At 59.3% G+C, this 13,729-nt stretch carries 11 protein-coding genes; 10 read left to right on the forward strand and 1 reads right to left on the reverse strand.

Going from position 1 to position 13,729, the window contains the following annotated elements:
- Positions 1-35: 35 nt before the first annotated feature.
- The 4 genes from COA65_06685 to COA65_06700 all read left to right on the forward strand — a co-directional run bounded on the left by COA65_06685 (position 36) and on the right by COA65_06700 (position 6,100).
- Positions 36-782, forward strand: a complete 747-nt coding sequence (locus tag COA65_06685; protein PCJ59161.1) for a hypothetical protein — start codon at positions 36-38, stop codon at positions 780-782.
- Positions 783-795: 13 nt separating this feature from the next.
- Complete coding sequence (locus COA65_06690) at positions 796-2,223, forward strand: dihydrolipoamide dehydrogenase (protein ID PCJ59114.1); 1,428 nt, start codon at positions 796-798, stop codon at positions 2,221-2,223.
- Positions 2,224-2,292: 69 nt separating this feature from the next.
- Complete coding sequence (locus tag COA65_06695; GenBank protein ID PCJ59115.1) at positions 2,293-3,747, forward strand: histidine kinase; 1,455 nt, start codon at positions 2,293-2,295, stop codon at positions 3,745-3,747.
- 49 nt (positions 3,748-3,796) lie between these two features.
- Entirely contained in the window at positions 3,797-6,100 is a 2,304-nt protein-coding gene (locus COA65_06700; GenBank protein PCJ59116.1) for an RND transporter, read from the forward strand.
- A gap of 10 nt (positions 6,101-6,110) precedes the next feature.
- On the opposite strand, the gene acnA is transcribed toward COA65_06700, so the two are convergent.
- Positions 6,111-8,798 carry an aconitate hydratase AcnA gene (gene acnA, locus COA65_06705; protein PCJ59117.1) on the reverse strand — a complete coding sequence of 896 codons (2,688 nt, stop codon included), beginning with the start codon at positions 8,796-8,798 and terminating at the stop codon, positions 6,111-6,113.
- A gap of 217 nt (positions 8,799-9,015) precedes the next feature.
- Here acnA and COA65_06710 point away from each other — a divergent pair, with 217 nt between their 5' ends.
- From COA65_06710 to COA65_06735, 6 genes are read left to right on the forward strand one after another with little or no spacing between them, the layout of a single operon-like run.
- Positions 9,016-9,660: a heme ABC transporter ATP-binding protein CcmA gene (locus tag COA65_06710; protein PCJ59118.1), complete on the forward strand. Its 645-nt coding sequence runs from the start codon at positions 9,016-9,018 to the stop codon at positions 9,658-9,660.
- A 4-nt stretch (positions 9,661-9,664) separates the two neighbouring features.
- A complete protein-coding gene (gene ccmB, locus COA65_06715; GenBank protein PCJ59119.1) occupies positions 9,665-10,330 on the forward strand; it encodes a heme exporter protein CcmB in 666 nt (221 codons plus the stop codon).
- 15 nt (positions 10,331-10,345) lie between these two features.
- Positions 10,346-11,086: a heme transporter HemC gene (locus COA65_06720; protein ID PCJ59120.1), complete on the forward strand. Its 741-nt coding sequence runs from the start codon at positions 10,346-10,348 to the stop codon at positions 11,084-11,086.
- A gap of 22 nt (positions 11,087-11,108) precedes the next feature.
- Positions 11,109-11,291, forward strand: coding sequence for a heme exporter protein CcmD (ccmD, locus tag COA65_06725; GenBank protein ID PCJ59121.1), 183 nt, complete (start codon positions 11,109-11,111; stop codon positions 11,289-11,291).
- Entirely contained in the window at positions 11,288-11,749 is a 462-nt protein-coding gene (locus tag COA65_06730; GenBank protein ID PCJ59122.1) for a cytochrome c maturation protein CcmE, read from the forward strand. Before ccmD ends, COA65_06730 begins: the two co-directional genes overlap by 4 nt.
- Positions 11,746-13,728, forward strand: coding sequence for a heme lyase NrfEFG subunit NrfE (locus COA65_06735; protein ID PCJ59123.1), 1,983 nt, complete (start codon positions 11,746-11,748; stop codon positions 13,726-13,728). Before COA65_06730 ends, COA65_06735 begins: the two co-directional genes overlap by 4 nt.
- The last annotated feature ends 1 nt before the right edge of the window (position 13,729 follow it).

Raw genomic sequence — 13,729 nt, forward strand, 5'->3', positions numbered from 1 at the left:
GGTTGAAAATCAGCGGCAAACGGTGCGTCTCCCACATGAACTCGCCCACACCCGAAACACCCGTCACGGCCCAAAAAGGGGTTTTTTGGCGGATACTGCCACTCGCCATCCTGGCCCTGGGCCTGGGCGCCTTCTTCGTTTTCGACCTGCATAGCTACCTTTCCTTCGAAACCCTGAAGGCAAACCGCGAGGAGCTTCTTGACTTTGTCGACCGGCACCGCGTTCTGGCAATCCTTCTCTATGGTGCCGGCTATACGGTCGCCGTCGCCTTTTCCTTTCCCGGCGCGGCGATTTTAACGATCGCCGGCGGGTTCCTGCTGGGGCTGACAACCGGCACCCTTGCCACGGTGGTTGGCGCCACCCTTGGCGCGACAGGTGTTTTCCTCGCCGCGCGGCTGGCCTTCGGCGATTTGCTGCGTAAAAAAGCGGGAAACGCCATTCTCAAAATGGAAGCCGGATTTCAGGAAAACGCCTTTCACTACCTTCTCGTGCTGCGCCTCATCCCGGTCTTTCCATTCTGGATTGTCAATCTTGCGCCGGCGCTTCTAAAGGTACCGCTTCGGACCTATATCACCGCCACCTTTCTCGGCATCGTTCCCGGAACCTTTGTCTATACAAGCATCGGCAATGGCCTCGGAGCGATTTTTGATCATGGCGAGACGCCGGATCTCGGCATTGTCTTTGAGCCGGCAATTTTGATTCCGATCATGGGCCTTGCCCTTCTGGCATTACTGCCAATCGCCATCAAAAAAATCCGGGCGCACAAGCAACCCCCAACCTAGGCGGGACCGCAACATGACAACCCTTCTTACCCCTGACATTTGCGTCATCGGCGCCGGTTCAGGCGGCCTTTCCGTCACCGCAGGCGCTTCGCAAATGGGTGCCGAAACCGTGCTGATCGAACGCGGCAAGATGGGCGGCGATTGTCTAAACACCGGCTGTGTGCCGTCGAAAGCCCTGCTTGGTGCCGCGCATGCGGCGGCGGCGGTGCGCCGTGCCCCTCTTTTCGGCGTACAGGCGGGGGAGCCTGAAATCGACTTTCCGGCCGTGCAAAAACACGTTCAGGACGTCATCGCGGCAATTGCGCCGAACGATTCCGTCGAACGTTTTGAGGGCATGGGCGTAAATGTCCTCCAGGAAGAGGCTCACTTCACCGGCCCCAGGGAAGTCTTTGCCGGCGACACACGCATCCGCGCGCGACGTTTCGTCATCGCCACCGGTTCGCGTGCCGCCGTGCCCCCCATTCCCGGCATCAAGGACGTTCCCTATTTCACGAATGAGACGATTTTCAACAATTCCGAATTGCCCGAACACCTTGTTGTCATCGGCGGCGGCCCCATCGGGATTGAAATGGCCCAGGCCCATTGCCTTCTCGGCGCCCGGGTCACCGTGCTGGAAATTGCCAGCATTCTTCCCCGGGACGACCCCGAACTTGTTGACCTTCTGCGCACGCTTTTGCGCAAAGACGGGCTGGCCATCCGCGAAGGCGTCAACATTACCCGTCTTGAAAAAAAGGACGGCAAAATCTGCGTCATGCTGAAAAAAAAGGATGGCGGCGAAGAATGCATCATGGCGTCCCACCTTCTGATCGCCGCCGGCCGGCAGGTGAATGTCGAGAACCTCGGCCTGGACGCGGCCGGCATCGCCTGGCATCCAAAAGGCATTTCCGTAAACGCCCGCCTGCGCACGACGAACCGACGGGTCTATGCCATCGGCGACGTCGCCGGCGGGCCGCAATTCACCCATGTGGCGAGCTACCACGCCGGGATTGTCATTCGGAATATGCTTTTTCGCCTGCCTGCAAAAGCCGATACGACAAACGTGCCCTGGGTGACCTACACCACGCCCGAACTTGCCCATGTGGGCTTGAGCGAACGCGAAGCAAAAACGGCAACGGGTTCCATTCGTGTCCTGCGCTGGCCGTTTTCGGAAAACGATCGCGCCCAGACCGAACGCCTGACGTCGGGGCTGGTAAAAATCGCAACAGACAAGAAAGGCCGCATCCTTGGCGCCGACATCCTCGGCCCCCGGGCGGGCGAGCTGATCCAGCCCTGGGTGCTGGCCATTGCAAGCGGGCTAAAGATCGGCGCCATGGCCAACGCCATGGCCCCCTATCCCACCCTGGGCGAAGCCAGCAAGCGCGCCGCCGGAAGTTATTACGCCCCCACCCTTTTCGGAGAACGGACGCAGAAACTGGTCCGCTTCCTGGCCAAATTTGGATAGGAAGTAATTGTTTTTAAATAAAAAAATTCCGTATCCTGTTCCAAGGAACGGAGCGGGGTAGAATAGGAAATGGCCCCGCAAAACCTGCAATTGCCTGGATTTGGAAGAAGCCTTTCGGCGCGGCTTCTGATGCTGACGGTCTCGTTTGTGATGGTCAGCGAAATGCTGATCTTCTTCCCGTCGATCAGCCGTTACCGGATCAATTATCTTCAGGAACACATCAACGCCGCCCATGTTGCAACCCTTGCCCTTGAAGCGACGCCGACCCTCGAAGTAAGCCCGGAACTGGAAGAAAAACTTCTCGACAACGCGCGTGTGGACGATGCGGCAACCTTTCACAAAGGCTCGGCAACGTACATGCTTCGCCGCGCGATGCCGACACCAATCGAAGTCATGTTTGACCTTCGTGAAGACAGTTTTTTTACCCATCTCCACCAGGCGATGACCGCATTGTCCCAGAATATCAACCGCGTCATCCAGGTGACCGGAAACCCGACAACGGCACCGGACTCCGTCGTGCGCATCGTCATGGATGAACAGCCGCTTCGCGAGGCCATGTACGATTTTGCCGTTCGCGTGATTACGCTTTCAATCGTGATTTCCCTGATTACCGCCAGCCTCGTTTACATCGCCCTGCATCGCCTTCTCGTCCGACCGATGCAGCGGATTACAGCCAGCATGGTTGCCTTCCGCAAAGCGCCCGAGGACGCGACGCGACGCGAGCCGCTTAGCACCCGCATGGACGAGATCGGCCTCGCCGAGCGCGAATTGGCCCATATGCAGAAAGAATTGCGCCTTGCCCTCACCCAGAAGACGCGCCTCGCCGCCCTTGGTGAAGGGGTCGCCAAAATTCACCACGATTTACGCAACATCCTTGCAACGGCGTCCCTTGTTTCTGACCGCCTCTCCCTCAGCAGCGACCCGGAAGTAAAACGCGTCGCGCCGCGCCTGCTCGATGCCATCGACCGGGCCGCGTCGCTTTGCACGCAAACCCTGGCCTTCGCACGGGAAGGACCGCCGCCTTTGCAGCTTGCCCAGGTCTCCCTTCGCAATCTGGTTGACAAAGTGGGGACCGGCCTTCTTTTCGCCGAGAAGGAAAAGCGTGTTTTTGCCATCGACAACCGGGTATCGGCGGATTTTGTCCTCGAACTGGATCGCGACCAGTTTTACCGGGCGCTGAGCAACCTCGCCCGCAACGCGGTAGAAGCGGGTGCCAATTGGCTGACGATTTCAGCCGTCCTTGTCGGGGATGAAATCATCATCGATGTTGCCGATAATGGCCACGGCATCCCGGAAAAAACTCTCGAACACCTGTTCCAGCCCTTCGCCGGCTCGACGCGAGCCGGGGGCACCGGTCTTGGCCTTGTCATTTCCAACGAGCTTCTCGCAGCGCATGGTGGCCGGCTTGAGCTTGTCAAAACGTCCGGAGAAGGAACGACGTTTTGCATTCACCTGCCAGCCAAAATCCACGTTCCCTCCCGCCGCTGGCGCACCTTTCGAAAAAATGACGGCACCGCCGCCTGATTTTCAAGCCGCCCCCTTCCAACCAACTTGGAAAGCCTGATCAATAACGATGGAAGACCGTGTCATTCGCTATGCCAATTGGGTGATCCGCTATCGCTTCGTCGTCATGGTCGGCTGCATTCTGGTGACCGTTCTTGCAGGCCTTGGCATGGGCCGGCTGCAATTCGAAAAGGATTACCGCGTTTATTTCGGCGAGAACAATCCGCAGTTGCAGGCTTTCGAAGCCTTGCAGGCTATCTATGGCCGCAACGACAACGTTCTTTTCGTCCTTGCGCCGAAAGACGGCCGGGTGTTCACCCGGGAAACCCTGGCAGCCGTTCGTGAACTGACCGAGGAAGCCTGGAAAACCCCCCATTCGACGCGCGTCGATTCAATCACGAATTATCAACACACCCGGGCCGAAGGAGACAATCTGATCGTTTCCGATCTGGTGCCGGATGCGACAAAACTTTCCCCCGAAACCCTTGCCGAAATCCGGCGCGTTGCCCTTGGCGAGCCGTTGCTCCTGCGCCGCCTGATCTCGGAGACGGCCCACGTCACCGGCATCAATGTGACCATTTACCTGAAACGGAAAAACCCGAAGGCCGAAGAAGAAACCGTTGCCTATGCGCGCAAGCTGGCCGAAAAAATTCGCGGAGCCCATCCAAATGTGGCCGTTTACCTGTCCGGGCTTGTGATGCTGAACGCCGCCTTTGCCGAAGCCAGCATTGCGGACATGGAGAACCTGACGCCGCTTATGTACGGCATCTTGCTGGTGGCGATGATCCTGATGCTGCGCTCTTTCGCAGGCGTGCTTGGAACCGTCAGCATCATTCTGCTTGCCGTCGTCACCGCGATGGGGCTTGCCGGGTGGCTCGGCATTCTGCTGACCCCGTCCTCGGTGGGTGCGCCCACCGTCATCATGACTCTGGCAGTCGCCGACAGCGTGCATATCCTGATTTCGATGTTTGCCGCCATGGGCCGGGGCATGAACCGCAACGAGGCCCTTGTTGAAAGCCTTCGCATCAACATGCAGCCGGTTTTCCTTACCAGCCTGACCACCGTCATCGGCTTCCTGACCATGAATTTCAGCGACGCGCCGCCCTTTCAGGATTTGGGCAACATCACCGCCATGGGGGTCGTGGCGGCCTTCTTCTATTCCATCCTGTTCCTGCCGGCGCTTGTCGCGTCGCTTCCGGTGCGTGTGCCTGCAAAAACCCGCACGACCGGGACACCGATGAACGCCCTCGCCAATTTTGTCATCGCGCGCCGGAAACCGCTGCTTTACGGCATGAGCGCGCTGATCGTCCTGGTCAGCCTGATGATCCCGCGTATCGAGTTTAACGACGAGTGGGTTGGCTATTTCGATGAGAAAATGGAATTCCGGCAGCACACGGATTTCGTGATGAACAATCTGACCGGCATTTCGATTATCGATTATTCCCTTGAAGCCGCCGAAAGTGGCGGCATCGCGGAACCGGATTATCTGGAAAATGTCGCACGCTTTACCGAATGGTACCGGCAACAGCCCGGCGTCATCCACGTCAACACACTGACCGATACGTTCAAACGGCTGAACAAAAACATGCACGGCGACGACCCGGACTGGTACCGCCTGCCATCCAGCCGCGAACTCGCCGCGCAATATCTGCTGCTTTACGAGCTGTCGCTTCCCTTTGGGCTTGATTTAAACAACCAGATCAACATCGACCGTTCCGCCGCACGCTTCGTCGTCACAACGGAAAACATGAACACCGAGGCCTTGAAAAATCTTGCTGCCAGATCGGAGGCCTGGCTTCGGGAAAACACGCCCAGCCACATGTGGGCGGAGGGAAGCGGCGGCTCGATCATGTTTGCGCATATTTCCGAGCGCAACATCCGCAGCATGTTGATTGGAACATCCCTCGCGGTTCTGCTGATCGGGTTGACGCTTGTGCTTGCGCTGCGCAGCATCAAGATCGGAATGCTGAGCATGATCCCAAATCTGGTGCCGATGCTTTTGGCCTTTGGCCTTTGGGGCGCCGTTGTCGGACAGATCAACGTTTCGGCCGCCATCGTCGCGGCCATCTGCCTGGGCATCGTTGTCGACGACTCGGTGCACTTCCTTAGCAAATATCTGCGCGCCATGCGGGAAATGAAACTAACCTCCGAGGACGCCGTCCACTATGCCTTTGCAACGGTCGGCAAGGCGATGGTGACGACGTCGGTTATTCTTATCCTCGGATTCCTTGTTCTGACTTTATCGACCTTCCAGGTGAATGTGACCTTCGGACTGCTTTCCGCGGTCACAATTGCCCTCGCCCTGCTATCGGATTTTCTGTTCCTGCCGCCTTTGCTGATGTGGCTTGGAAAGAAAAACGCCCCGCTGCCGTGAGGCGGCCTTCTTAGCCAGCCTTTCCAAGACGGCGAAGCACGTAATGAAGAATGCCGCCGTTTCGGAAATATTCCGCCTCGTTCGTCGTGTCGATGCGACATAGCAGGGACAGCATTTCGCTTTCCCCGTTTGCGCGCGTGATCCGGCAGTTGACTTTCATGCGCGGCGTCACGCCGGCACTCAGGCCCAGCAGGTCAAACATTTCGCTGCCGTCGAGCCGAAGCGATTTGCGGTCAACGCCTTCCGGGAAACAAAGGGGCAGCACCCCCATGCCGACAAGGTTCGAGCGGTGAATGCGCTCGAAACTTTCCGTAATCACGGCCAGCACGCCAAGCAGGCGTGTGCCCTTCGCCGCCCAGTCGCGCGACGACCCGGTGCCATATTCCTTGCCGCCGATGACAACCAGCGGCACGCGTTGCTCGCCATAGGCCATCGCCGCGTCGTAAATCGACATTGCTTCGCCGTCTGGCATGTGGCGCGTGACGCCGCCTTCCGTTCCCGGCGCCATCTCGTTACGCAGACGGATGTTTGCGAATGTGCCGCGCATCATGATTTCGTGATTGCCGCGCCGCGCCCCATAGGAATTGAAATCGGCCCGGGCGACGCCCCGCTCCAGCAGATAAGCCCCGGCGGGAGATGCCTCCTTGATGGCCCCGGCAGGCGAAATGTGGTCCGTCGTCACACTGTCGCCAAGGATGGCAAGCGGACGTGCACCAAGAATGTCGGTGATGGCCGCCGGTGTGTCCGAAAGGCCTTCAAAATAGGGCGGATGCTTGACATAGGTGCTGTCCGCTTCCCAGCGATAGGTCTCGCCGACAGGCGCTTGCACCGCGCGCCATTCTTCAGGCCCCTCGAAGACATTTCCATAACGTTTGCGAAACATGTCCGGTCCCAGCACCGCTTTGACCGCCGCATGGGTTTCGGCGTTCGTCGGCCAGATATCGCGCAGATAGACCGGCCCATCCGTCCCCTCGCCAAGCGGCGTCTTTTTTAAATCCACGGTGACGGAACCCGCTAGCGCATAGGCCACAACCAGCGGCGGCGAGGCCAGGTAATTTGCCTTCACCGATGGGCTGATGCGGCCTTCAAAATTGCGGTTTCCGGAAAGCACGCTGGTTGCAATCAAATCGCCCTTCTCGACCGCCGCAGCAATCGGCGGGGCCAGCGGACCGGAATTGCCGATGCAGGTCGTACATCCATAGCCGACCAGATTGAACCCAAGCTGGTCAAGGGGGGCCTGCAGGCCCGCAGCTTCAAGATATTCCGTCACGACCTGCGAACCGGGGGCCAGCGACGCCTTCACCCATGGCTTGACCGCAAGGCCCTTTTCAATGGCTTTCTTTGCCAAAAGCCCGGCGGCGATCATGACGGTCGGGTTCGAGGTGTTTGTGCAGCTGGTGATAGCGGCGATCACAATGTCGCCGTCCGACAATGCGTAATCCGTTCCCTCAACCGCGACGCTTCGTTTTTCAGGCACGCCCGCAGACGCAAGCGTCTCGCCGAAGGACGTCGGCACGTCGGAAAGCAAAAGCCGGTCCTGGGGCCGTTTCGGCCCGGCCAGGCTTGGTTCGACCTCGCCAAGGTCAAAGGCAAGCGTCTCGGTAAAGATCGGGTCCGGATTGGCAGAGTCGCGCCACATTCCCTGAAGTTTCGCGTAAATTTCGACGCGTTCAATGTCCGCGTCCTCGCGGCCGGTAAGCCGCAAATAGCGAAGGCTTTCCTCATCGACCGGGAAAAAACCGCAGGTCGCACCATATTCCGGTGCCATGTTGGCAACTGTGGCGCGGTCGGCCAGGGGCAAATGATCGAGGCCGGGGCCGAAGAACTCAACGAATTTCCCAACGACGCCTTTGGCACGAAGTTTTTCCGTAATCATCAGCACCAGATCCGTTGCGGTGGCGCCTTCCGCCAATTTGCCGGTCAACCGGACGCCGATGACGTCGGGAATCAGCATGGAAATCGGCTGGCCCAGCATCGCCGCTTCCGCTTCGATGCCACCAACGCCCCAACCGAGAACGGCAAGGCCGTTCACCATGACCGTGTGACTGTCCGTGCCGACCAGGGTGTCGGGGTAGGCAATCTCGGCCCCCGCCACTTGCGACGTCCAGACGACCTTGGACAGATATTCGAGATTGACCTGATGGCAGATGCCGGTGCCTGGCGGCACGACGCGAAAATTGTCGAACGCCGCCTGACCCCAGCGGAGAAAGCTATAGCGTTCGCGGTTGCGCTTGAACTCGCCGGCGACATTTTTCGCAAACGCCCCGGCGCTGCCTGCGTAATCGACGGTGACGGAATGATCGATGACAAGATCGACCGGTGAAAGCGGGTTGATCTGGCCGGCATCGCCACCCATCGCCACCATCGCGTCGCGCATCGCCGCCAGATCGACAACGGCGGGAACGCCGGTAAAATCCTGCATCAGCACGCGTGCCGGACGGAACGCAATCTCGCGCTGGACGGTCCGGGTTTCCGTCCATTTTGCAAGGGCCTCAATGTCCGCAAGGGTGACCGTCTCGCCATCCTCATGGCGCAGAAGGTTTTCCAGCAACACTTTCAGCGAAAAAGGAAGCCGGGCGACATCGCCGAACTTCGCTGCCGCCTCAAGGCTGAAATAGTCGTAAGCCCTGCCCCCGCTTTTGAACGATTTTCTGGCGTGCAAGCTATCGGATGGCGTGGGGGACGTCGTGGCGGGCATAAGTTTCCTCCTTGGGGTTCAAGCGCGCCAAAGCTAACACAAATTGCCGCCGCCGTCCTCACGCCCGAGGATGCCGGAGCCCTTTTTCTGGAAAATTTTTAAAGAGGTGAGACCGACGCGTCGCGGGGGGGGCTGAACCTGCACCTGCGGCGCGCGCCAGGGTATCCCAGACTTCTGGACCGTCGCCACCCTTTCCCTATACTCGTGTCCGAAACCAATGCGACGAAGGCACCTCATGGCGGCATTTACCGGCCAAAACCTCACCTGCATTCGCGGCGAACGTCACGTCTTCGAAGGGCTGGACTTTGCCATCGAGGACGGCGGCGCGTTGATGCTGACAGGGCCGAATGGCAGCGGCAAGACGAGCTTGCTGCGTCTGATGGCCGGCCTTCGTGGCCCCGATGCCGGTGCCATCTGCTGGCAGGGGATCGCGATCACCGACGACCCCGACGCCCATCACGCAAGGCTTTGCTTTGTCGGCCATGGGAACGCCGTCAAGGCAAGCCTGAGTGTCGAAGAAAACCTTACCTTTTGGGCCACCCTGCATGGCACCGAAGAAAAGGTGCCGGCGGCCCTTGGCATCTTCGGGCTCGACCGTCTGGCCGACCTTCCGGCGCGATTTCTTTCGGCAGGCCAGCGCCGCCGGCTGACCCTTTCCCGGTTATGCGTGACGGACGCCCCGCTGTGGCTGCTCGACGAACCGGAAACCGCCCTGGACACCCAGGCAATGAATAGCTTACGCGATGCCATTGCCCGCCACCGCGACCATGGCGGCATCGTTGTCTTTGCAACCCATGGCGACGACATGCCCCCGGGCCATACAACCCTCGAACTTGTCGTTGCGGCGTGGAAGGGGGTTTGAACCCATGAACCGTTTTACCGCCCTTCTCCGCCGTGAACTGCGACTGGCCTATCGCCAAGCGAGCGACAGCGCCACGGCTGTGCTTTTTTTCCTGTTGGGTGCCCTGCTCTTTCCCTTTGGTGTCGGTCCGGAAGCCGAAATTCTGGCGCGGATTGCCGCCGGCGTGATCTGGGTGATGGCACTGCTGGCCGCCATGCTTTCCCTGGAACAGCTTTTTCAGGCGGATTTTGAGGATGGCAGCCTGGAACTTCTTGTCATCGCGCCCGTGCCGCTGGAAGCCATTGTTCTGGCAAAATGCCTGGCCCATTGGCTGACGACCGGCCTGCCGCTGTTGATCGCCGCCCCCATTCTGGCCTTGCTGCTGAACCTGCCCATCTCGGCCATCGGCACCATGGAACTGGCGTTGCTGCTTGGAACGCCGGTTTTAAGCTTTTTAGGTGCCGTGGGCGCAGCGCTTGTTCTTGGTGCGCGCCGGGGCGGTGTTCTGCTGGCGCTGCTGTTGCTGCCATTGCTGGTTCCGGTCCTGATTTTCGGGGTTGCCGCCGTGGATGCCGCCATTCAAGGCACCGATCCCACCCCGCGGCTTGCCGTGCTTGGAGGCTTTCTTGTCCTTGCCCTTGCCTTCTCGCCATGGGTCAGTGCGGCGACCTTGCGCCAGGCGCTGGAATAAGGTTGTCTGCGCCCCATGTTTCGCCTTGCCAACCCAAAGCACTTTTTAAAACTCGCTGACTTGGTTCTCCCCTGGGTGGCTGGCCTTGCCGTGCTGAGCCTGCTTGGGGGCCTTGGCCTTGGCCTTTTCGCCTCCCCACCCGACTATCAGCAGGGAGAAAGCGTGCGCATTATGTACGTCCATGTGCCATCGGCCTGGGTCGGCATCGGCGCCTATACAATGCTGGCTGCCGCCAGCGCCTTCTTTCTTATATGGAAATATCCACTGGCGGACATTGTGGCGCGCGCCGCCGCACCAATCGGTGCCAGCTTTACCCTGCTGACCCTTGTCACCGGATCGCTTTGGGGAAAACCGACCTGGGGCACATGGTGGGTGTGGGATGCGCGGCTGACATCGGTGCTTATCCTTTTCTTTCTTTACCTTGGCTACATCGCCTTGCAGAACGCCTTTGACGACCGGGGGCGCAGCGCCAAAGCCGCCGCCATCCTGGCGCTGGTTGGTTTTGTGAACGTGCCGATCATCAAAGGGTCCGTCGAGTGGTGGCACACGCTCCACCAGCCGGCGAGTGTGCTCCGCCTGGACGGACCGACGATCCACATTTCCATGCTGGCACCCCTTCTTCTGATGGCCGTGAGCTTTGCCGCCATTTTCGTCGTTCTCCTGCTTATTCGCGTCAAAAGCGCCCTGCTGGCCCAGAAAATTCGTGTGCTTCGCCTTGCTCAAGCTGGCACAGACCCTCATATTGCAGGGAATTGAGCGCGCTCCTGTCTGAGGCAACATGAACCAGATCGAAAATTTCCTGACTCTGGATGGCTATGGCGTCTTTGTCTGGCCCGCCTATGGTCTTGCCCTTCTTATGCTGGCAGGGCTTTTCACATGGACCTTGCGCGAGCTGCGCCATAACAGGCAAGCGCTGCACCGTCTTCGGTCGCAGGCAGCGAAGGCTGGGCCAGAAACATGACGCCCAAACGCCGCCGTCTTTTCTTCGTTCTTTCCGGATTGCTCGCCTTAGGCGTGGCCGCCGCTTTGATTCTTTCCTCCCTTGAGGACAACCTCGTCTTCTTCCATTCCCCAACGGACCTTCAGACAAATCCCGTCCGCGCGCAGGAACGCATCCGCATCGGCGGGCTTGTCGAAGAAGGCAGCATCGCGCGCGGTGCCAACAGCCTGGAAATAACCTTTCGGGTGACGGATCTGCGCAACACCATTCCCGTACACTACCGCGGGTTGTTGCCGGATCTTTTCCGCGAAGGCCAGGGGATCGTTGCCGAGGGTTACTTGCAGGAAAACGGCATTTTCGAGGCAAGCGAAATTCTGGCCAAGCATGATGAAAACTACATGCCACCAGCGGTGACGGACGCCTTGAAAAAATCCGGCCAATGGAAGGACGGACAGCGGAAAGAAGAGCCGCTGGAATGATCCCCGAGCTTGGTCACTACGCATTGGTGCTCGCCCTTTTCGCAGCGGGCGTACAGGGCCTCCTTGGCCTGCTGGGCGCCGCACGAAAAGATGCCTATTGGATTCTGGCGAGCAGATCGGCTGCCTCGACGCAATTCCTGCTCGTCGCATTTGCTTTCCTTGCCTTGACTTACACCTTCGTCACGTCCGATTTTTCCGTCGCCATCGTCGCGAAATATTCCCATTCCGCAAAACCGCTTCTTTATAAAATCAGCGGTGTCTGGGGAAACCACGAAGGCTCGATGCTGCTGTGGGTCTTTATTCTTGCCATCTATGGCCAGCTTCTTGTCCTGCTTGGAAAAGACCTGCCCCACGGCCTGCGAGCCCGCATCCTTGGCGTGCAGGGATGCCTTTCAACGGGCTTTCTGCTTTTCATTCTTTTTACGTCGAATCCCTTTCTCCGCCTCGATCCGGCGCCGATGAATGGCCAGGGCCTGAACCCGCTGTTGCAGGATCCGGGCCTCGCCTTTCATCCGCCCTTTCTTTATCTCGGCTATGTCGGCTTCTCCATCGCTTTTGCGTTTGCAATCGCCGGCCTTCTTGAGGGCCAGATCGGATCGGCCTGGGCGCGGCGGGTGCGGCCCTGGGTGCTGGCCGCCTGGAGCTTTCTTACCATCGGCATCGCCCTTGGAAGCTGGTGGGCCTATTACGAACTTGGGTGGGGCGGGTTTTGGTTCTGGGACCCGGTTGAAAATGCCTCCCTTCTTCCCTGGCTTGCCGGCACGGCGCTTCTTCATTCCGTCTGCATCGTCGAAAAGCGTGAATGTCTGCAAAGCTGGACGGTGCTGCTGGCCATCCTCGCTTTTTCGCTAAGTCTGATTGGCACCTTCCTTGTGCGCTCCGGTGTTCTGGTCTCCGTCCATGCTTTCGCGACGGACCCAACGCGCGGCGTCTTCATCCTGGCTCTGCTGGGGATCACGATCGGCGGATCGCTGTCCCTCTATGCGGCGCGCGCCCATACGCTAAAAACACCCGGCACCCTCAGACCCTTGTCACGCGAAGGCGCCCTGTTGCTCAACAACCTGCTGATCATAACGGTCACCGCCACCGTTTTCCTCGGCACGCTCTATCCCCTTCTTCTTGATGTGCTGAGCAACGACAAGGTTTCCGTCGGCGCGCCCTTTTTCAACGCGACCACCTTTCCGCTTTTGTTGCCGCTTGTCTTCATGATGGCAATCGGACCGTTCCTGCCATGGAAGAAGGCCGACATTTTTCCGGTTTTAAAGCGCCTTTGGGCAGCCGGGCTGGCAAGCCTTGCCGTCGCCGTCATCGCCTATGCCTTTCATTCGGACCAATCGCCCCTTGCCCTTCTCAGCATCGGCCTGGCCACATGGCTGTTTGCCAGCCTGCTCGTGTTGCTGAGCGAACGTGTGCAGCTTTTTCGCGTCGCCCCCATGGCAAGCCTGGCAAGGCTTCGCCGCCTGCCCATCCGTTTTTTCGGCATGCTTGTCGCCCATGGCGGCATTGCCGTCCTGCTGGCCGGTATCACCGGCGCGACGGTGTGGCAAACGGAAGAAATCCGTGCCTTGAAAGTGGACGAGGTTGTTGACATCGCCGGGTATCAAATCAGCTTTAAGGGGACCAAGCGCGTCCAGGGGCCAAACTACCTTGCCGATCGCGGCGATTTCCGCATCCATCGGGACGGCACGCTTCTGACCACCCTTGCACCGGAACGGCGCTATTACCCGGTCGAGAAACGCTGGACGACGGAAGCCGCCATTCATACCACATGGCTTTCCGACCTCTACGTCGTGCTTGGCGAACAATCGGAAGACGCCGACACCTGGGCCGTGCGCCTTTATCACAACCCGTTGGCCCCCTGGATCTGGATTGGCTCTATCCTGACGGCCCTTGGCGGCGGACTGTCGCTGATGGAACGGCGCCGCCGGAAGCAGACCCCGCGCAAGGCAGGCCGCCTGCCACAAATCGGGAAAAGCTGAC

This window comes from Rhodospirillaceae bacterium, assembly GCA_002746255.1.
In the GTDB taxonomy this organism is placed as follows: domain Bacteria; phylum Pseudomonadota; class Alphaproteobacteria.